Origin of the sequence: Streptomyces fuscichromogenes (genome assembly GCF_014645815.1) — a bacterium.
Lineage (GTDB): Bacteria > Actinomycetota > Actinomycetes > Streptomycetales > Streptomycetaceae > Streptomyces > Streptomyces fuscichromogenes.
The window spans coordinates 193,074-212,429 of record NZ_BMML01000017.1 but is presented as its reverse complement, the minus strand read 5'-3'; the positions used below and the strand labels follow the sequence as shown (position 1 = coordinate 212,429).

The following is a 19,356-nucleotide window of genomic DNA, read 5'->3' as shown; positions in this document are numbered from 1 at the left end:
TGTGTGCATCGGGTACTTGTTCCGGACATGTGCTCTCGCATACGTTCCCGCTCGCCGGGTGGACGCCGAATCCTGCCGCCGCCCGTCGTAACCCATCAACGAGTTCATTCGCACGGCAGGAGCGGGGAACCCAGGTAAGTCGCCGGACCGGGCGACCGACGTCAGCGGACAGACGTCGTTCCGGAACGGCTAGGGGTGAAGTCGCATCGTCTTCGGGCGGTGCGGCCGGGCACTCCCCGGGCCCGAACCCGACAGCTCACCTCGCAGGCGACGGAGAGGAACAACGCCATGCTTGCTGCCGCCCAGCACCGCACTCCGCGCCGCAACCGCATCATCCGCACGCTCGTCGCCGCCGGCACCGGCGCCGCCGTCCTCGCCCTGCCTCTCATCGGGGCAACCGCCGCGTCCGCCGCCACCCCCGCCGCCGGATCCGCCACCTCGACCGCCTCGACGACCCTGGCCGGGTACCCGAACAACCTCGACGGCTGGATCCGCGAGTCGCTCGCGATCATGGCCGAGAAGAAGATCCCGGGCTCCTACAACGGCATCTACCGCAACATCATCCGGGAGTCCTCCGGCAACCCGCGGGCCATCAACCTCTGGGACTCCAACGCGGCCAAGGGCATCCCGTCCAAGGGCCTGCTCCAGGTGATCGACCCGACGTTCAACGCCTACCACGTGGCCGGCACGTCGTTCGACATCTACGACCCGGTCGCGAACATCACGGCCGCCTGCAACTACGCCGCCGCGCGGTACGGCTCGATGGACAACGTGCACGGCGCGTACTGACCGACGCCGGCCGACCCCGGCCGACGCACGGCGTCAGTCGAAGAGTCTTTCGAGGACGACGGCGATGCCGTCGTCCTCGTTCGACGTGGTGATCTCGTCGGCCAGCGCCTTGAGTTCGGGGTGGGCGTTGGCCATCGCCACCCCGTGGGCCGCCCACTGGAACATCGGGATGTCGTTGGGCATGTCACCGAAGGCGATGGCCTGTGCGGAGCTCAGCCCGAGATGGCCGGCGGCGAGGGCGAGCCCGGTCGCCTTGGTCACCCCGCAGGGCTGGAGTTCGACGGTCCCCGGCCCCGACATGGTGACCGTCGCCAGTGACCCGACCACCGAGCGGGCGATCGCCGCCAGTTCGTCGTCGGACAGGGTGTGGTGGCGCAGCAGCACCTTGCTGATGGGCGCGCACCACAGGTCGTCACGGCGGGCGACGCGCAGCGCGGGCAGTGTGGGGTGGGGCATCAGATAGCCCGGCTCAATGAGCGTGAGCCCGTCCACGCCGTCCTGGTCGACCGCCGCGTACACCTGGCCGACCTCGGCCTCGATCTTGCCGAGCGCGGTCTCCGCCAGTTCCCGGTCCAGGGTGACCGACCACAGCAGCCGGTCCGCACCGGCGTCGTACACCTGTGCGCCCTGGCCGCAGACCGCGAGTCCCGTGCAGCCGAGGTCGTCGAGGAGCGGGCGCACTCTCGGCGCGGGACGGCCGGTCACCACGAGGTGCCTGGCACCGGCCCGGCCGGCCCGCGCGAGCGCGGCGATCGACCGTTCCGAGAGGGTGTCGTCGCCGCGCAGCAGCGTGCCGTCCAGGTCGGTGGCGATCAGTGAGTACGGGGAGGGAGCGACCATGATCAGAGAATACGGACCGGACGCCCCTGGGACTCACAGTGCGTTCCGGCCTCAAGTGGCGCCCGCCGCCTCCTTGATGGGGCCGTTGTCAGTGGCGGGCGTTACGTTTTCGGTGGGCCCGGTCCGCGGTGTGCTGCAGGCAGGGGAGGTCCGGCGGCTCGGAATCCGGTTCGACGACCAGTCGGCGGATCCCGGCCGTGTCGCATTAGTCGGCGAGGGTGTGCCCGCGCTGTGGCAGTCCAGGTCGGAGGCGGCCGGGGTGGACTTCAGGATCATCCCGGCCGGCATGTGGTCGCGCCAGCCGACCATGGGGTCGCCGAAGATCTGGGCAGGGACACCGCGCGCCCGCAGATGGGCGGCGGTGGACAGGCCGAAGGGCCCGGCGCCGATGACTGCTACCGGTTCGATCACGAAGTCCCTCCCCCCTCCCCCCCCAGGGCCGTGGCGCCTACTTCGTGGCGGTGCCTGAGCCGCGGCGGTTGGTGCGCCACAGCTGGTAGAGGTGCTTCGCGCCCGGACGCACGAAGCGGGCGAGCATCGTGACGAACGGCATCGGGTCGTCACCCGCCAGCCAGGCCAGCTCGGTCCCGCTCGGCCGCTTCGGTGCGTGCGGCGTCGTATAGCCGCTGCGGCGGTAGGCGAGGAGGGCGGGCAGGTCGATGTTCTCCACGACGTACCGGTGGCCGGCGCGCTGTTCCCCCTCCGGAACGCGGCGCCCGGTCAGGTCCAGGTGCATGGCGCGTACGACGTCCACCCCCGACTCGCTCTCGAAGAGCCGGAACTGGGCGCCCATGCGCGGGTTGAAGTCGAGCAGCTTGTACTGTCCGTCGCGGCGGTCGAAGCGCAGGTCGAGATCGATGATGCCGGTGAAGCCGATCTGTTTGATGAAACGCGCGGCGAGGTCGGCGAGTTCCGGGTTGTCGACGACGTAGGCGTTCGCGGTCATGCCCGCGTGCGGCGGCCAGGAGCGGACCTTGACGCCGGTGAACAGGGCGCGCGGAGTGGAGTCGGCGTCGAAGTAGGCGTGCACGATCCAGTCCTCGGCCTCCTCCCGCGGGAGGTACTCCTGGAGGATGACACCTGGATGGGCGCCCCAGTCGCGGGCGAGGGTGAGCAGCCCCTCCCGGGTGGCGATCCGCGTCGTTCCGTTGACCGCGGGCTGCTTGCGCCGGACGAACGCCTCACGGTTCTTGGCAACGATCGGGAAGCGGGCCTTCTCCGCGAAGTCGACGAGCTCGTCGTACGAGTCGGGGAAGGCGGCCGCCGGGCTAGGGATGCCGTGTTCCACGCACAGTTCGTGCAGGCCCTGCTTGCTCGCCAGCCGACGGGGCAGTTCGGGTTCCACACGCGGGAAGAGGAAGCGGTCGCCGAGCGCGTCCTGGTGTTCCGCGATCAGGACGGCCGCCTCCTCGTCCGTGGGGATCAGCACGGCCGGACGGCCGATGCGGCGGCCGATGCGCAGCAGTCCCTCGACGAGACGGTCCGGTTCCTCGGCTCCCGTCGTCGGCCACACGAACGCCCGTCTGAGATAACGGGAGGAGGCCGCCGGTGTATAAGCGTCCTCCGTGATCGCGTACATGGGAACGCCCACGCGGCCCAGACTGCGAATCGCGCCGACCCCGCCGTGGTGCAGCGGATAGTCGCCGAACTTGACGATCAGGCCCGGCACGTCGCGGTCCGCCTCGAACGGCACGCTGACGGCATTCCTGGCCACGGGTCCCCCCACGTGTCCCCCTCTACGGACCGGATCCACCCCGTCCGTGTCCCCCAAAGGACGCTAAGCCGGAATTGCCCGCTCCGACAAGGGCTATTGGGACATTGCGAACTCTTTAGACACTGCCACGACAGCCAACTCACCCGTAACGTGTGGCGCGACCACATGGAACGCCGCGCAACGCCATAGTGACGTCGCCACATGGCCGTCCCCCGCGCGGCACGGATGAGAGCGAGGCAGTCACCCCATGCCCCCCTTGCCCCCTTTCGAGGTCCCCGAGGGTGACCCCTTCGGCCCGCACAACCTTCCGTATGGCGTGTTCTCGACCTCGGGGAGCACGGAACGGAGGGTCGGCGTCCGCCTCGGCGACCACGTCCTCGACGCCGGAGCCGCGGCCCTCGCACTCGGCTCCCCGTACGCCTCCCTGCTCGCCCGCCCGACGCTCAACCCGCTGCTGGCCGCGGGCCGCACCGCCTGGTCGGACGTACGGCGCGCCCTGACCGCCTGGGTGACCGTGCCCGCCCACCGCGAGACACTCGCCCCGCTCCTGCACCCGCTGCCCGAGGTGACCCTGCACCTCCCCTTCGAGGTCGCCGACTACGTCGACTTCTACGCCTCCGAGAACCACGCCCGGAACGCCGGCCGCATCTTCCGCCCCGACGCCGCCGAACCGCTGACGCCCAACTGGAAGCATCTGCCGATCGGTTACCACGGCCGCGCGGGCACGGTCGTGGTGTCCGGGACGGAGGTCGTACGACCCTCGGGGCAGCGGAAGGCGCCGTCGGACCCGGCGCCGGAGTTCGGCCCGTCGCTGCGGCTGGACATCGAGGCCGAGGTCGGCTTCGTCGTCGGCACACCGTCGCAGCAGGGCAGACCGGTGGCGCTGGGCGACTTCAGGGAGCACGTGTTCGGCCTGTGCCTGTTGAACGACTGGTCGGCACGGGACATCCAGGCCTGGGAGTACGTCCCGCTCGGCCCGTTCCTCGGCAAGTCGTTCGCCACCTCGGTCTCGGCGTGGATCACCCCGCTGGACGCGCTGGAGGAGGCACGGGTCGCCCCGCCGAGCCGGACGCACCCGCTGCTGCCGTACCTCGACGACGCCACGGAGGAACCCGCCGGTTACGACCTGCGGATCTCGATCGCGATCAACGGGCACACGGTGTCCGAGCCACCGTTCTCCACCATGTACTGGACCGCCGCCCAGCAACTCGCCCACCTGACGGTCAACGGCGCTTCCTTGCGCACCGGCGACCTCTACGGCTCCGGCACTGTGAGCGGCGCGGAGCCCGGGGAACGCGGCTCGCTGCTGGAACTGACATGGAACGGCCGCGATCCGCTCGAACTCCCGGACGGGAAGCGGACGTACCTGGAGGACGGCGACGTGGTGACGCTGACGGGGTGGGCCCCGGGACCGGGCGGCACCCGGGTGGGGCTCGGGGAGGTCAGGGGACGCATCACGGCGGGGTGAGGAAGGCGGCGCGGCAGGCGGTGCGGGAGCAGGGTCGAACCACGGCTCGCCGAGCCATGAAGCGGGGCGTCCGGATCGCCGTCGACACCTGACTCGGGGCACCAGGGACCGTCATACTGACGGAACACGCACCATGCGATGCGCCCGCACGCGCAGCATGCGAGGCGTCGGCGCGCGCACATCGTGACGCGCCGGCGCACGCGCCATGTCATGCGACGCGACGGCGTATCACCCCGCACCACCCGCCACCCGCGCCCATCTCCGATCAGGAAACGGAGCCCTGGCATGACCGTCTGCCTGCTCCTGCTGACCGCCGTCGCCCTGACGGCCGCCGTACCCGCGCCACGCGCCCTGGTGCGGTCCCTGTGGCCGGAGCGGGAACCGGTGGTCGCGCTGTGGGTGTGGCAGTGTCTGGTCGCCACCGTGCTGATGTGCTGCCTGACCGCGCTGATCCTGGGCGCGGCGGCCGTCTTCCACACCGTGCGCGACCGGGTGTTCGCACCGGCGCCACCGGCGGTCACCGCCGCGTACGACCTCTCGGTCGCGCCCGTGTGGGCGGTCGCCCTGACGATGCTGCTGGCATGCGGGGCAGCGTGGACGACGGCGATGCTCGCCCGCGAACTCGTCGAGGCCCGGCGGCGCCGCGACCGGACCCGCGCACACCTGCGCGAGCGGGCACCCGAACTGCCGGCGGGACTGCCCGCGGCACGCGGACCGATGCTGGTACTTGAGGACGAGTACCCGGACGCCTGGTGGATGCCGGGCCATCCACCCCAGCTGGTCGTGACGACGGGGGCGCTGCACCGCCTCACCGACCACCAGCTCGACGCCGTACTCACCCATGAGCAGGGCCATGCCCGCGCCCACCACGACTGGCTGCTCCACCTGTCCAGCGCGCTGGCCACGGGCTTCCCGCGCGTGCCGCTCTTCTCGCACTTCTGCGACCAGACCCACCGGCTCGTCGAACTCGCCGCGGACGACACGGCGTCCCGCCGTTGCGGCCACCTCACCACCGCCCTGGCCCTGATCGAACTGAACCAGCACCGCGGGGTCCTGTCCTGCGCGTCGAGCCGCCGGCTGCTGGGCGAACGGGTCGACCGCCTGCTGGAACCACCACCACGGCTGCTGCGCCACCAGCGGGCCCTCACGACGACGGTGGCAGCCCTGGTCCCCCTGCTGCCGATCCTGATCACGTTCGCACCGGGACTGACCGCGCTCGGCTAGGACGTTCCGGCCGGATCGGGGGGACGTCCGGGCGTGCGCCGACATCTCCGCACAGCTCGCCGCCCTGGTGGCACATCTTCCTCGCGTCGCCGCATAAACCCAGCTCAGCGGCGTACCGGACGGGGCCTGAAGTGGCGCAACATTTCCGCAACACCCACTTCCCTACCGCATGGGTATGGTTCCAGCCATGCCACCCGCCGACCGCATCCGAGAGCACTCCGGTCAGGGCGCCGCGACCACGGTCGCCGCCCACCGGACGCGTCGCCGGCTGCGGGCGGACCAGGCCCGGCAGCTCGCCGACCTCCTGCGCCACCAGATCCTCACCGGCGCCTTCCCGGACGGCGCGCTCCCGCACGAATCCACGCTCGCCGACGACTACCGCGCCACTCGTAACACCGTCCGTCAGGCCCTGGACCTGCTGCGGGCGGAAGGGCTGGTGGACCGGTTGCCCGGCGTGGGCACCGTGGTCGTCGCCCGCAAGTACCCGCACGGGCTGGACCGTCTGATGGGCCTCGCGGAAACCCTTCGCGAACACGGCCAGGTCACCAACGAGGTCCGCACCATGGGACCCGCCCCGGCGCCCACCCCGGTCGCCGAACGCCTCAGCGTCCCGCCCGGCGCCGACGTCCTCTACATCGAACGTCTGCGCCGTCTGAACGGCCTTCCCCTCTCCCTCGACCTCACCTACATCCCTCTCGACATCGGCACCGCCCTCCTCGGCGCCGACCTGGAGAACAACGACGTCTTCAGGCTCCTGGAGTCGATCACCGGACAGCCTCTGGGCCACGCCGAGATCACCCTGGAGGCGGTGAACGCGGACGCCCACTCCGCCGCCGTGCTCCAGGCCCCGCGCGGAGCGGCCGTCCTGATGCTGGAACGGCTCACCCACCTCGCCGACGGCCGGCCCGTCGACCTGGAGTTCATCCGGTTCCGCGGCGACCGCATCACCATGAGCGGCCTCCTTCACCGCACCCTCTGACCACCCCAGCCTGACCCGTTTCCTGGAGACAGCCATGCCTCTGGCGCCCCAGCGGGCCGACGTGCCCGTGACCATCGACGAGTCGAAGTGCATCGACGGCTGCACCCTCTGCGTGGACATGTGCCCGCTGGACTCCCTCGCCATCGACGAGAGCAACGGCAAGGCCTACATGCACGTCGACGAGTGCTGGTACTGCGGCCCGTGCGCGGCCCGCTGTCCCACCGGAGCCGTCACGGTCAACATGCCCTATCTGCTCCGGTGAGAGGCCCAGAACTCCCATGAAGCGAAAAGCGATCGCCGCGTCCGCAGCCGTTCTCCTGCTGCCGCTCTCCGCATGTGGCGGCAGCGCCCGGGCAGGCGACGACAACACGGTCACCATCACCGTCGGCTACCAGTCCAAGACCATCAACACCGTCACGGCGGGCACCCTGTTGCGCTCCCTCGGCTACTTCGAGCAGCAGCTCGACGCCCTCCATGACGGCCACACCTACAAGGTCGACTGGCAGGACTACGCCACGGGCGCCCCGATCACCGCCGACATGACCGCCGGGAAGATCGACATCGGTTCGATGGGCGACTTCCCCCTGCTGCTCAACGCGGCCCGCGGCAAACAGCTCGGCCAGCCGACCCGCCTGGTCTCCGTCACCGGCTACAACCTCCGTGGCGGCCTCAACACCGTGGTCACCGCAGCCGACTCCAAGCTGACGTCGTTGGCGGACCTCAAGGGCAAGAAGGTCTCGACGAGCATCGGGTCCGCCGCCGACGGCACCCTTGTCCGTGCCTTGCAGCGCGCCGGAATCGACCCGGACAAGGGCATCTCCAAACTCAACCAGCAGCCCGCCATGGGGGCTTCGGCCCTGTCTGCGGGCAGCGTGGACGCGCTGTCGCAGTTCGTGGCCTGGCCGGGCCTGCTCGCCTACCAGGGCAAGGCGAAGGCGCTCTACGACGGCGCGCAGCTGAACCTTCCCACGTTCCACGGCGTCGTAGCCCGCGAGGCCTTCGCCAAGCAGCGACCCGCCGTCCTCGAAGCCTTCCTCAAGGCCCAGGCGGAGGCCACCGACTACCTCAACGCCCGTCCCGTGACCGCCGCCGAGAAGGTCGCCGAGGCCACCGGTCTGCCGGCGGAGGTCGTCTACCTCTACAACGGCGCCCATGGCATCGCCACCTTCGATCCGGCCGTCAAGCCCGCGCTGGTCTCCGCGCTGAAGCAGGACGTCTCGGTGCTCAAGGCCGCCAAGCTGACCGGTGACGTCGACGTGGACTCGTTCGTCGACGACCGGTACGTGAGGACGGCTCTGGGCACCGCCGACTACGCCAAGCGGCTCGATGCCGCACCGCCGGCGTCGGCGAGCGAGGTGTGGCCGAAGGGCGGCGGGAAAACGACGAGCTTCGGCTCCCCCAAGGAGCTGCTGGCCTACATGGCCCGGCACGACGGCGACATCCGCGCCGCTTACGTCCCCGACGCCACCACCCGCACCCTCTGGTTCGCCGACAAGGCGGTGTGGGTGGCCGACGGTGGGCAGCTGCTGCCGTTCGTGACACGGGCGACCGCGCAGGCGTACGTCGACGCGCACGGCGGCGCGCAGGTCGTCAGTTATGCCGACGCGCTGCGGCGGGCGTCGTGAGCCGGTACGTCCTGCGGGTGGCGTCGCTGGCCGCCGCCCTGGGGCTGTGGCAGTTGCTGACCAGCCTGAAGGTCGATCTCTGGCTACGGTTCTCGCAGTTCCCGACGGTCGCCGACATCGCCCGCGCCTTCGCCGACCGGGTCTCCGGTGACGACTACTGGACGGATCTCACCGACAGTCTCAGCCGCATCCTGACCGGTTTCGCGCTGGCGGCCGTGCTGGGTGTGGCGACGGGGGTGCTCGTCGCCCGCTCGCGTCTCGCCGAGGATCTGCTCGGCCCCGTCCTGGAGGTGCTCCGACCGATCCCTGCGATCGCTCTCGTACCCGTCGCGATCCTGCTGTTCCCCTCCGACGAGCAGGGCATCGTCTTCATCACCTGCACCGCCGCCTTCTTCCCGGTGATGGTCTCCACCCGGCACGCGGTGCGCGCGCTCACTCCGGTGTGGGAGGAGGCGGTGCGCACGATGGGCGGCGGCAGGTGGCGGATCCTCGGTTCGGTCGTGCTGCCGGGTGCGCTGCCGGGCATCTTCGGCGGGCTGTCGGTCGGCATCGGTGTGTCGTGGATCTGTGTGATCTCCGCCGAGATGATCTCCGGTCAGTACGGCGTCGGCTACCGCACCTGGCAGGACTACACGATCGTCAACTACCCCGGGGTGTTCGTCGGGATGGTGACGATCGGTGTGCTCGGCTGGATCACTTCCACGGCCGTGGAGTTGCTCGGCCGTTGGCTGACCCGCTGGCTGCCCCGTACCTCGTACGTCCCCGGCGGCCGGCCCCGTCCCGAGGTGCACACCGTCACCGACGGCGCTCCGGTCGCAGTACGGGGCGACGGCGAGTCCCAGCAGCAGCCCGATGCCCAGCAGCAGGACCGCGGCGACACCGGTCAGGAGGCGCGCGATGAGTACTTCGTCTGAGGTCGCCGCACCGGAGGGCGCACGCGGGGCCCGGCTCACGCTCGATGCGGCCGTGCTCGGCCGTCCGGGCGCCCCGGTGCTGCACGATGTGGCGCTGGACGTCCGGGCAGGGGAGATCCTCACCGTGGTCGGGCCGTCGGGGTGTGGCAAGTCGACGTTGCTACGGACGCTCGCGGGGCTGCTGTCCCCGCTCGCCGGGACGGTGTCCCAGGACGGCACGGTGGTGACCGGGCCGTCGGCGGACCGGGCGCTGGTCTTCCAGGAGGACGCGCTGCTGCCCTGGCGGACGCTGCGCGGCAATGTCGAACTGCCCCTCGCCATCAGGGGGGTCGCCCGTTCCGGGCGTCGCGCGCAGGCGGAGTCCTGGCTGGGCCGGGTCGGGCTGGCCGCGCAGGCCGGGCAGTTGCCGCACCGGGTGTCCGGCGGGCAGAGCCAGCGGGCGCAGTTGGCCCGGGCGTTGGCGGGTTCGCCTCGGGTCGTGCTGATGGACGAGCCGTTCGGGGCGCTGGACACCCAGACCCGTTCCGGCATGCAGGACCTGTTGGTGGAGGTGTTGCGCGGTACGGGTGCCACCGTCGTCTTCGTCACCCATGACGTGGACGAGGCGCTCTTCCTCGGCGACCGGGTCGCCCTGCTCGCCGCCGGCCGGGTGGCGTCCGTGCGGGACGTTCCGCGTCCGCGTGAACGCGGCGCCCTCGACGACCCGGCTCGTGCGGCCCTGCGCCGCGCTGTCCTCTCCTCGCCCGGCATCTGAAAGGCATCCCGGTGACCACCCCCGCGAACGCCCCCTCGCCCGCTCCCCTGGAGATTCCCGACGTCGCCGACGCCGAGGAACTGACCTGTGACGTCCTCGTCGTCGGCGGTGGCACCGCCGGCACCATGGCCGCCCTGACCGCCGCCGAGCGCGGTGCGAACGTGCTGCTCCTGGAGAAGGCCCACGTCCGTCACTCCGGCGCGCTCGCCATGGGCATGGACGGTGTCAACAACGCCGTCGTCCCGGGCCGGGCCGAGCCCGACGACTACGTCGCGGAGATCACCCGTGCCAACGACGGGATCGTCGACCAGTCCACGGTCCGGCAGACGGCGACGCGTGGTTTCGCCATGGTCCAGCGCCTGGAGTCGTACGGGGTCAAGTTCGAGAAGGACGAGCATGGCGCGTACGCGGTCCGCCAGGTGCATCGCTCCGGTTCGTACGTACTGCCGATGCCGGAAGGCAAGGATGTCAAGAAGGTCCTGTACCGGCAGTTGCGGCGTCGTGAGATGCGGGAGCGGATCCGGATCGAGAACCGGGTGATGCCGGTGCGGGTGCTGACGGCGGCCGGGCGCGCGGTGGGCGCGGCGGGGTTCAACACGCGTACGGGGGCCTTTGTCGTCGTCCGCGCGGGTGCGGTGATTCTGGCGACCGGTGCGGCCGGGCGGCTGGGGCTGCCGGCTTCCGGGTACCTGTACGGGACGTACGAGAATCCGACCAATGCCGGTGACGGTTACGCCATGGCCTACCACGCGGGCGCGGAGCTGACCGGGATCGAGTGCTTCCAGATCAATCCCCTGATCAAGGACTACAACGGGCCTGCCTGCGCGTACGTCGCCAACCCGTTCGGGGGGTACCAGGTCAACCGGCACGGTGAGCGGTTCGTCGACTCGGACTACTGGTCGGGGCAGATGATGGCGGAGTTCGCCGCCGAGGTGGCCTCGGACCGCGGTCCGGTCTACCTGAAGCTGAGCCACCTTCCCGAGGAGTCGGTCTCCGCTCTGGAGTCCATCCTGCACTCCACCGAGCGGCCCACCCGCGGCACGTTCCATTCCGGGCGTGGGCATGACTACCGGACCCATGACGTCGAGATGCACATCTCCGAGATCGGCCTGTGCGGCGGGCACTCCGCTTCCGGGGTCCGGGTCGACGACCATGCCCGGACGACCGTCCCCCGCCTGTACGCCGCGGGTGACCTGGCCTGTGTCCCGCACAACTACATGATCGGCGCGTTCGTCTTCGGTGACCTGGCGGGTGCGGACGCCGCCCAGTACGCGGCGTACGAGGGGGAGTTGCCGGCCGACCAGGTGCGTGAGGCGCACGAGTTGGTGTACCGCCCGCTGCACAATCCGGACGGCCCGCCGCAGCCCCAGGTCGAGTACAAGCTCCGTCGCTTCGTCAACGACTACGTGGCTCCGCCGAAGTCCGGGGCCCGGCTCTCGCTCGCCCTGGAGTCCTTCGAGCGGATGCGGGACGACATCGCCGCCATGGGTGCCCGTACCCCGCACGAACTGATGCGCTGTGCCGAGGTGGGTTTCATCCGGGACTGTGCGGAGATGGCCGCGCGTGCCTCCCTGGCCCGTACCGAGTCCCGCTGGGGTCTCTACCACGACCGGCTCGATCACCCCGAGCGTGACGACGCTTCCTGGTTTCATCATCTCGATCTCCACAAGTCCCCCTCTGGTGCTATGGAGTTCACGGCTCGTCCCGTGACTCCGTATCTGGTGCCGGTCGAGGAGTTCGCCCCGGTCGGCGGTCCGTCCCGGCACATCGGCGAGGTGCGTCCGCTGGACGTGGCCACGGCGGGCGCCCGGGACGTCCCGCCGGTGGCCGCGGAGCCGGTGGCGGCCGGTGCCGTACGGCCGGTGGAGCCCGACCGGGCCGAGCCGGCCTCGCCCCGACTGCTGGGGCTCCTCGCCCTCGCCGAGGAGGAGCCCGAACTCGTCGCCCTTGAGCCCTACTTGACCGACGCCGATGCCTCGGTGCGCCGGACGGCCGTGTCGGTGCTCACGGAGACGGCTCCGGCGGGGGCCGGGCCGGCGCTGGCCGGTGCGCTGGCGGATCCCGATGCCGGGGTCCGTTCGGTCGCCGCGGCCTCGCTGCGTGAGCTGGTCGAGACGCTTCCGTCGGATCCGGCGCTGGGCCGTGCCCTCGTCGACGTGCTCGGTGTGACCGACGCACTGGTTCGGGCGGCCGCGCTCGACGTCCTGCGGGCGCTGCGCCTGGGCGACGCCGCTCTGTTCGCCGGTTGTCTGGCCGACTCGGATCCGGCGGTACGGATCGAGGCGGTGCGGGCACTGGTCTCGGTGGACGCCGCCGACGCCCTGGCGGGTGCCGTCGGCGACCCGTCCCGTGAGGTGCGGGTCACGGTGGCGAGGGCGCTGGGCACGGTGGGAGCCGCCGGCGCCGCCGCCGAGGAGGACGGCGTTGTGGAGGCGCTGACCGTGCTCGTCGGCGACGCCGATGTGCTGGTCCGCGGGGCGGCCTACGAAGCCCTCGCGGGCGTCGGCTGCCCGCCGCCCCTGGCCGAGGCCGCGGTGGCCGCGCTGACCGACACGGCCTGGCAGGTGCGGGTCGGTGCCGCCAGGGCGCTGGCTGCCGCCGGTGCCGCGGTGGCGGTGCCGGCCCTCGCCGAGTCCCTCGCCGACCGCAACGCCGATGTCCGTAAGGCTGCCGTGCTCGCCCTGATCCGGCACGCCGGTGCCGAGGAGGCCCGCGCGGCTCTGGCCACGGCGACGGCCGACCCGGACGCCGACGTCAGGGCGTATGCGGCGAGGGGGCTGTGAGCGGCTCCCCCGCCGCCTCCGCGAGCCCTAGATCCAGTCCTCCGGTTCCGGCTCCGCGTCCATCTCGGGCCAGTGGTCCTCGTACCCGCTGTCCGGCGCCGCCAGAGCCGGAACGGTCGCAGCCCGCGCAGTCGGAGCCGGGGCGGCCGGTGCCTTCAGGGCGGCCAGCGCCCCGAGTACGCCCTCTCCGTACGTCATGAGCTTCTTCTCGCCGACCCCGCCGATGGTGGCGAGTTCGGCGACGGACTCGGGCCACCGGCTGACGATCTCCCGCAGGGTGGCGTCGTGGAAGATCACGTAGGCGGGTACGCCCTGTTCCCGGGCCTGCTCGGCGCGCCAGGCGCGCAGGGCCTCGAAGGCGGGCAGCAGTTCCTCGGGCAGCTCGGCGACGGCGGCCTTCGCCTTGCCCTTGCCGGAGGAGGACCCGGAGCTCCCGGACGTCCGTGAGACCGCCGGCTTCTTCGGCTCCTTGCGCAGCGGGACGTCCCGCTCGCGCCGCAGCACGGTCCCGCTGGCCTCGGTGAGCACGAGGGTGCCGTACTCGCCCTCGACCGCGAGCAGCCCCTGGGCGAGCAGCTGCCGCACGACGCCCCGCCACTCGCCTTCGTCGAGGTCGTTGCCGATACCGAAGACGGACAGCTGGTCGTGGTCGAACTGGATGACCTTGGCGGTGCGCTTGCCGAGCAGGATGTCGACGATCTGGACGGCGCCGAATTTCTGCCCGCGTTCGCGCTGGAGCCGGACCACGGTGGAGAGGACCTTCTGGGCGGCGACGGTGCCGTCCCAGGTCTCGGGCGGGGTGAGGCAGGTGTCGCAGTTGTTGCAGCCCGCCGGGTCGGGGTCCTGGCCGAAGTAGTTGAGGAGCTGGCCGCGGCGGCACTGGGCGGTCTCGCACAGGGCGAGCATGGAGTCCAGGTGGGCCTGGGCACGGCGGCGGAAGGCCTCGTCCCCCTCGCCGGACTGGATGAGCTTGCGCTGCTGTATGACGTCGTTGAGGCCGTAGGCCATCCAGGCGGTGGAGGGCTGGCGGTCGCGGCCGGCGCGGCCGGTCTCCTGGTAGTAGCCCTCGACGGATTTGGGCAGGTCGAGGTGGGCGACGAAGCGGACGTCGGGTTTGTCGATGCCCATGCCGAAGGCGATGGTGGCGACGACGACCAGGCCGTCCTCGCGCAGGAAGCGGGACTGGTGGGCGGCGCGGGTGCGGGCGTCGAGGCCTGCGTGGTAGGGGACGGCGTCGATGCCGTTGCGGGTCAGGAATTCGGCCGTGGATTCGACGGATTTACGGGAGAGGCAGTAGACGATGCCCGCGTCGCCCTCGTGTTCCTGGCGGAGGAAGGTGAGGAGCTGCTTCTTGGGGTCGGCCTTGGGGACGATCCGGTACTGGATGTTGGGCCGGTCGAAGCTGGCCACGAAGTGCCGGGCGGTCGGCATGTGCAGCCGCTCGGTGATCTCCTGGTGGGTGGCGTGGGTGGCGGTGGCCGTGAGCGCGATGCGCGGGACGTCGGGCCAGCGCTCGCCGAGCAGGGAGAGGGCGAGGTAGTCGGGCCGGAAGTCGTGGCCCCACTGGGAGACGCAGTGCGCCTCGTCGATGGCGAAGACGGCGATCTTGCCGCGGGCGAGCAGGTCGAGGGTGGAGTCCAGACGGAGCCGCTCGGGGGCGAGGTAGAGCAGGTCGAGTTCGCCCGCGAGGAACTGGGCTTCGACGACGCGCCGCTCGTCGAAGTCCTGGGTGGAGTTGATGAACCCGGCGTTGACGCCGAGGGCGCGCAGGGCGTCCACCTGGTCCTGCATGAGGGCGATCAGCGGTGAGACCACTACGCCCGTACCCGGTCTGACCAGGGCGGGGATCTGGTAGCACAGCGATTTTCCGCCGCCGGTCGGCATGAGGACGACGGCGTCGCCGCCCGCCACCACATGTTCGATGATCGCCTTCTGCTCGCCTCGGAAGGCGTCGTACCCGAAGACCCGGTGCAGCGTGGCCAGTGCCTCGCTGTCCGCCGGTCCGTGCGCCTGCGGCGCCTCCGGCGTCTCGGTCGTCCCTGGCATCTCGTCGGTTCCGCCTGTCCCGCCCATCGTCGTGCCCCCCGTACGTCGTCCGTCGACCACTGCCACCACGATAGGGGTCCGGACCGACAGCGCCGGAGTTATCCACAGGCTGCCCCGTCCGGAAGGGGTGCCGGTGCGGGGTTCGCCCGTCCGGCGGTGTCCTCGGCCGGCCCTCAGCCCTTTGGCGGTCCCCGCGTGGCGGCCCGGAAGCGGCGCGGGCCATGCTGCACGGGCGGGACCGGGGAGACCCGCGTTGTACGGAGGCGCCGCGCTCGCGTGCCTCTTCCGCCCCGAGGAGCATCACGATGTCTCTCAGGTCCCGCACTGCCGGCGCCGCTCTGGCGCTGGCCGTGCCGTTCGCCCTGGCCGCGGTTCCCGCCGACGCGACTCCGGTCCTCGATCCCGACCCGTTCGTGTGGACGGATCTGACCCAGACGTACACGGCGACGGCGGACTACCAGTACGAGCCGTTCGCGGTCACGGACGGGTACGCCCGGACCGACACCTGCGACGAGGACGCCTTGGGCGGCAAGGGAGGCGCGGGGTACCACTACGTCAAGGCCGCCGGTCTCGGCAGTCTTGACCCGGCCGAGCCCGCGGGTCTGCTCTACGAGACCGACGCCGGCGGCGGCCGGGCCCTGGTCGCGGTGGAGTGGATCGTGCCGGCGGGTGGTGACGGCACCGCGCCGACGTTGTTCGGGCAGCGGTTCCAGGGGCCGACGACGGTTCCCGGTGTCACGGGGGCCGTGTACACGCTGCGTGCCTGGATCTGGAAGGACAGTCCGAGCGGTCTGTTCGCACCGTGGAACCCGACGGTGACGTGCCCGTAGTCCCGGCCCATGGTCGCGGCCCGTGGTTCCGGACCGTGGTCGCGGCCCGCAGTCCCGGCCCATGGTCGCGGCCCATGGTCCCGGACCGTGCTTCCGGGTCACGCACGCGCGAGAGGACCCCGGCTCCTTTGCGAGGAACCGGGGTCCTTGGCCGTACGGGACCACGGGTCAGCGCACGAACACGCCCGCCTGGCTCGCCAGGTTCAGGAAGTACTGCGGGGCGACGCCGAGCACCAGGGTGACCGCGACGCCGACGCCGATCGCCGCCATGGTGAACGGTGACGGCACGGCGACCGTCGGCCCCTCGGGCTTCGGCTCGCTGAAGAACATCAGCACGATCACGCGGATGTAGAAGAACGCGGCGATCGCGGACGAGATCACACCGATCACGACCAGCGGGACCGCTCCGCCCTCGGCGGCCGCCTTGAACACGGCGAACTTCCCGGCGAAGCCCGAGGTCAGCGGGATGCCCGCGAAGGCCAGCAGGAACACGGCGAAGACGGCCGCCACGAGTGGTGAGCGGCGGCCGAGCCCGGCCCACTTGGACAGGTGGGTCGCCTCGCCGCCCGCGTCGCGCACCAGGGTGACCACGGCGAACGCCCCGATGGTCACGAAGGAGTACGCGGCCAGGTAGAAGAGGACCGACGACACGCCGTCCTTCGACGTCGCGATGACACCGGCGAGGATGAATCCGGCGTGGGCGATCGACGAGTACGCGAGGAGCCGTTTGATGTCGGTCTGGGTGATCGCGACGATCGCGCCGCCCAGCATGGTGATGATCGCGACGCCCCACATGACCGGCCGCCAGTCCCAGCGCATGCCGGGCAGCACCACGTACAGCAGCCGCAGCAGCGCTCCGAAGGCGGCGACCTTGGTGGCGGCCGCCATGAAGCCGGTCACCGGGGTGGGCGCGCCCTGGTAGACGTCGGGTGTCCACATGTGGAAGGGGACGGCGCCGACCTTGAAGAGCAGACCCATGACGACCATCGCGGCGCCGATCAGGAGCAGCGCGTCGTTGCCCATGGTGTTGGCGAGGGCCGGGTCGACGCTGGTGACGGAGCCGTCGACGACCTGGGCGATGGTGGCGTACGACACCGAGCCGGCGTAGCCGTAGAGCAGGGCGATGCCGAACAGGGTGAAGGCGGAGGCGAAGGCGCCGAGCAGGAAGTACTTGACGGCGGCTTCCTGTGACATGAGGCGCTTGCGGCGGGCCAGGGCGCACAGCAGGTAGAGCGGGAGGGAGAAGACCTCCAGGGCCACGAAAAGCGTCAGCAGGTCGTTGGCCGAGGGGAACACCAGCATGCCGGCGATGGCGAAGAGCAGGAGCGGGAAGACCTCGGTGGTGGTGAAGCCGGCCTTCACCGCGGCCTGCTCGCTGTCGCTGCCGGGCACGGAGGCGGCCTGGGCGGCGAAGGAGTCGACGCGGTTGCCGTGGGCCTCGGGGTCGAGGCGGCGTTCGGCGAAGGTGAACAGGCCGACGAGGCCGGCCAGCAGGATCGTTCCCTGGAGGAACAGGGACGGTCCGTCGACGGCGATGGCGCCCATGGCGGCGATGTGTGCCTTGGTGGTGCCGTATCCGTCGGCGGCCAGGGCGACGACCGCCGCGAAGGCGGCGCACAGGGCCACGGCGGAGACGAACACCTGGGCGTAGTAGCGGGACTTGCGCGGGACGAACGCCTCGACCAGCACCCCGACGATCGCCGCGCCGACGACGATCAGGGTGGGCGACAGCTGCCCGTATTCGATCTTCGGTGTCGGGATCTTCGAGATCGGCTCGGCTGCGGTTGTCCACAGGCTGTGGACGGCTGCTGTGCTCACTTGGCCGCCTCCACTGCGGGCTTCGGGTCGGTCTTGTGCACGTCCGACATGGTCTGCTTGACCGCCGGGTTGACGATGTCCGTGAGGGGCTTCGGATAGACGCCCAGGAAGATCAGCAGGACGATCAGCGGGGTGACCACGAGGAGTTCGCGCGCCTTCAGGTCGGGCATCGCGGAGACCGCCGGTTTCACCGGGCCCGTCATCGTCCGCTGGTAGAGGACGAGGGTGTAGAGCGCGGCGAGGACGATGCCGAAGGTGGCGATGATCCCGATCGCCGGGTAGCGCGTGAACGTGCCGACCAGGACCAGGAACTCGCTCACGAAGGGCGCGAGACCGGGCAGGGACAGGGTGGCGAGGCCGCCGATCAGGAAGGTGCCGGCGAGGACCGGGGCGACCTTCTGCACACCGCCGTAGTCGGCGATGAGCCGGGAGCCGCGCCGGGAGATCAGGAAGCCGGCGACCAGCATCAGCGCGGCCGTCGAGATGCCGTGGTTGACCATGTAGAGGGTGGCGCCGGACTGGCCCTGGCTGGTCATCGCGAAGATGCCCAGGATGATGAACCCGAAGTGCGAGATGGACGCGTAGGCGACCAGCCGCTTGATGTCGCGCTGCCCGACGGCGAGCAGGGCGCCGTAGATGATGCTGATCAGGGCGAGGACGAGGATGGTGGGCGTCGCCCACTTCGACGCCTCCGGGAAGAGCTGGAGGCAGAAGCGGAGCATCGCGAACGTGCCCACCTTGTCGACGACCGCGGTGATGAGGACGGCGACGGGGGCGGTGGACTCCTGCATGGCGTTGGGCAGCCAGGTGTGCAGCGGCCACAGCGGCGCCTTCACCGCGAAGGCGAAGAAGAAGCCGAGGAACAGCCAGCGTTCGGTGCTGGTCGCCATGTGCAGCGTGCCGTTGGCGCGGGCCTGCGCGATCTCGGCGAGGGAGAAGTTCCCGGCGACCGTGTAGAGGCCGATCACCGCGGCCAGCATGATCAGGCCGCCGACCAGGTTGTAGAGGAGGAACTTCACTGCGGCGTACGACCGCTGGGTCGACGCGGCCTCCTCGCCCTGGGCGTGGGCGCGGTCCCCGAAGCCGCCGATGAGGAAGTACATCGGGATGAGCATGGCTTCGAAGAAGATGTAGAACAGGAAGACGTCGGTGGCCTCGAAGGAGATGACCACCATCGCCTCGACGGCCAGGATCAGGGCGAAGAAGCCCTGGGTGGGCCGCCACCGCTTGCTGCCGGTCTCCAGCGGGTCGGCGTCGTTCCAGCCGGCCAGGATGATGAACGGCATCAGCAGGGCGGTCAGCGCGATCAGGACGACCGCGATGCCGTCGACGCCCAGTTCGTACCGGACCCCGAAGTCCGCGATCCAGGCGTGGGACTCGGTGAGCTGGTAGCGGGCGCCGCCGGGGTCGAAGCGGACCATGACGACGATCGCCAGAACGAGCGTGGCGAGCGAGACCAGCAGCGCGAGCCATTTCGCGGCGGTGCGCCGGGCGGCCGGTACGGCGGCCGTGGCGACCGCGCCGACGGCCGGGAGGACCGCCGTCGCTGTCAGCAGAGGAAAGGACATCGGT

15 protein-coding genes, 1 pseudogene and 1 riboswitch are annotated in these 19,356 nt (G+C 70.9%); of the genes and pseudogenes, 10 read left to right on the top strand and 6 right to left on the bottom strand.

Annotated elements, in window-relative coordinates:
- Positions 1-86 precede the first annotated feature (86 nt).
- Positions 87-283: riboswitch (cyclic di-AMP (ydaO/yuaA leader) on the top strand.
- Between the two features lie 5 nt (positions 284-288).
- Complete coding sequence (locus IEZ11_RS32450; RefSeq protein WP_189266507.1) at positions 289-789, top strand: transglycosylase SLT domain-containing protein; 501 nt, start codon at positions 289-291, stop codon at positions 787-789.
- A gap of 33 nt (positions 790-822) precedes the next feature.
- Here IEZ11_RS32450 and IEZ11_RS32445 read toward each other — a convergent pair whose 3' ends face one another.
- The 3 genes and pseudogenes from IEZ11_RS32445 to IEZ11_RS32435 form a co-directional block, all read right to left on the bottom strand.
- Complete coding sequence (locus IEZ11_RS32445; RefSeq protein WP_189266506.1) at positions 823-1,629, bottom strand: HAD family hydrolase; 807 nt, start codon at positions 1,627-1,629, stop codon at positions 823-825.
- Positions 1,630-1,837: 208 nt separating this feature from the next.
- A pseudogene (locus IEZ11_RS32440) lies at positions 1,838-2,040 on the bottom strand (NAD(P)/FAD-dependent oxidoreductase); the annotation flags it as partial.
- A 37-nt stretch (positions 2,041-2,077) separates the two neighbouring features.
- Positions 2,078-3,322 (bottom strand): carboxylate--amine ligase, encoded by a 1,245-nt coding sequence (locus IEZ11_RS32435; protein WP_189266532.1) that lies wholly within the window; start codon positions 3,320-3,322, stop codon positions 2,078-2,080.
- Between the two features lie 277 nt (positions 3,323-3,599).
- Between IEZ11_RS32435 and fahA the strand changes: the two genes are divergently transcribed.
- The 8 genes from fahA to IEZ11_RS32395 all read left to right on the top strand — a co-directional run bounded on the left by fahA (position 3,600) and on the right by IEZ11_RS32395 (position 13,090).
- Positions 3,600-4,811 carry a fumarylacetoacetase gene (gene fahA / locus IEZ11_RS32430; protein WP_189266505.1) on the top strand — a complete coding sequence of 404 codons (1,212 nt, stop codon included), beginning with the start codon at positions 3,600-3,602 and terminating at the stop codon, positions 4,809-4,811.
- A gap of 285 nt (positions 4,812-5,096) precedes the next feature.
- Positions 5,097-6,035: a M56 family metallopeptidase gene (locus IEZ11_RS32425; RefSeq protein ID WP_189266504.1), complete on the top strand. Its 939-nt coding sequence runs from the start codon at positions 5,097-5,099 to the stop codon at positions 6,033-6,035.
- A gap of 187 nt (positions 6,036-6,222) precedes the next feature.
- Entirely contained in the window at positions 6,223-7,014 is a 792-nt protein-coding gene (locus tag IEZ11_RS32420) for a GntR family transcriptional regulator (protein ID WP_189266503.1), read from the top strand.
- 34 nt (positions 7,015-7,048) lie between these two features.
- Complete coding sequence (locus IEZ11_RS32415) at positions 7,049-7,276, top strand: 4Fe-4S dicluster domain-containing protein (protein ID WP_010986276.1); 228 nt, start codon at positions 7,049-7,051, stop codon at positions 7,274-7,276.
- A gap of 16 nt (positions 7,277-7,292) precedes the next feature.
- Positions 7,293-8,639 (top strand): ABC transporter substrate-binding protein, encoded by a 1,347-nt coding sequence (locus tag IEZ11_RS32410; RefSeq protein WP_189266502.1) that lies wholly within the window; start codon positions 7,293-7,295, stop codon positions 8,637-8,639.
- Positions 8,636-9,553 carry an ABC transporter permease gene (locus IEZ11_RS32405; protein ID WP_229713491.1) on the top strand — a complete coding sequence of 306 codons (918 nt, stop codon included), beginning with the start codon at positions 8,636-8,638 and terminating at the stop codon, positions 9,551-9,553. The genes IEZ11_RS32410 and IEZ11_RS32405 overlap by 4 nt, the downstream gene beginning before the upstream one ends.
- Positions 9,537-10,307, top strand: a complete 771-nt coding sequence (locus IEZ11_RS32400) for an ABC transporter ATP-binding protein (RefSeq protein WP_189266501.1) — start codon at positions 9,537-9,539, stop codon at positions 10,305-10,307. Before IEZ11_RS32405 ends, IEZ11_RS32400 begins: the two co-directional genes overlap by 17 nt.
- Positions 10,308-10,318: 11 nt before the next feature.
- The gene (locus IEZ11_RS32395) at positions 10,319-13,090 is read left to right on the top strand and encodes a fumarate reductase/succinate dehydrogenase flavoprotein subunit (protein ID WP_189266500.1); all 2,772 of its coding nucleotides are present in this window, start codon (positions 10,319-10,321) and stop codon (positions 13,088-13,090) included.
- Positions 13,091-13,117: 27 nt separating this feature from the next.
- Here IEZ11_RS32395 and recQ read toward each other — a convergent pair whose 3' ends face one another.
- A complete protein-coding gene (recQ, locus tag IEZ11_RS32390; RefSeq protein ID WP_229713490.1) occupies positions 13,118-15,136 on the bottom strand; it encodes a DNA helicase RecQ in 2,019 nt (672 codons plus the stop codon).
- 305 nt (positions 15,137-15,441) lie between these two features.
- Here recQ and IEZ11_RS32385 point away from each other — a divergent pair, with 305 nt between their 5' ends.
- On the top strand, positions 15,442-15,966 hold the full coding sequence (locus IEZ11_RS32385) for a hypothetical protein (RefSeq protein WP_189266499.1): 525 nt from the start codon (positions 15,442-15,444) through the stop codon (positions 15,964-15,966).
- A gap of 168 nt (positions 15,967-16,134) precedes the next feature.
- On the opposite strand, the gene nuoN is transcribed toward IEZ11_RS32385, so the two are convergent.
- Positions 16,135-17,784 (bottom strand): NADH-quinone oxidoreductase subunit NuoN, encoded by a 1,650-nt coding sequence (gene nuoN / locus IEZ11_RS32380; RefSeq protein WP_189266498.1) that lies wholly within the window; start codon positions 17,782-17,784, stop codon positions 16,135-16,137.
- The gene (locus IEZ11_RS32375) at positions 17,781-19,352 is read right to left on the bottom strand and encodes an NADH-quinone oxidoreductase subunit M (RefSeq protein WP_189266497.1); all 1,572 of its coding nucleotides are present in this window, start codon (positions 19,350-19,352) and stop codon (positions 17,781-17,783) included. The genes nuoN and IEZ11_RS32375 overlap by 4 nt, the downstream gene beginning before the upstream one ends.
- Positions 19,353-19,356: the final 4 nt, after the last annotated feature.

Excerpts from the sequence above, each read along its gene's own strand:
- IEZ11_RS32450 (WP_189266507.1), top strand. The coding sequence starts at position 289 with ATGCTTGCTGCCGCCCAGCACCGCACTCCGCGCCGCAACCGCATCATC.
- IEZ11_RS32445 (WP_189266506.1), bottom strand. The coding sequence starts at position 1,629 with ATGGTCGCTCCCTCCCCGTACTCACTGATCGCCACCGACCTGGACGGC.
- IEZ11_RS32425 (WP_189266504.1), top strand. The coding sequence starts at position 5,097 with ATGACCGTCTGCCTGCTCCTGCTGACCGCCGTCGCCCTGACGGCCGCC.
- IEZ11_RS32420 (WP_189266503.1), top strand. The coding sequence starts at position 6,223 with ATGCCACCCGCCGACCGCATCCGAGAGCACTCCGGTCAGGGCGCCGCG.
- IEZ11_RS32415 (WP_010986276.1), top strand. The coding sequence starts at position 7,049 with ATGCCTCTGGCGCCCCAGCGGGCCGACGTGCCCGTGACCATCGACGAG.
- IEZ11_RS32410 (WP_189266502.1), top strand. The coding sequence starts at position 7,293 with ATGAAGCGAAAAGCGATCGCCGCGTCCGCAGCCGTTCTCCTGCTGCCG.
- IEZ11_RS32400 (WP_189266501.1), top strand. The coding sequence starts at position 9,537 with ATGAGTACTTCGTCTGAGGTCGCCGCACCGGAGGGCGCACGCGGGGCC.
- recQ (WP_229713490.1), bottom strand. The coding sequence starts at position 15,136 with ATGCCAGGGACGACCGAGACGCCGGAGGCGCCGCAGGCGCACGGACCG.
- IEZ11_RS32385 (WP_189266499.1), top strand. The coding sequence starts at position 15,442 with ATGTCTCTCAGGTCCCGCACTGCCGGCGCCGCTCTGGCGCTGGCCGTG.
- IEZ11_RS32375 (WP_189266497.1), bottom strand. The coding sequence starts at position 19,352 with ATGTCCTTTCCTCTGCTGACAGCGACGGCGGTCCTCCCGGCCGTCGGC.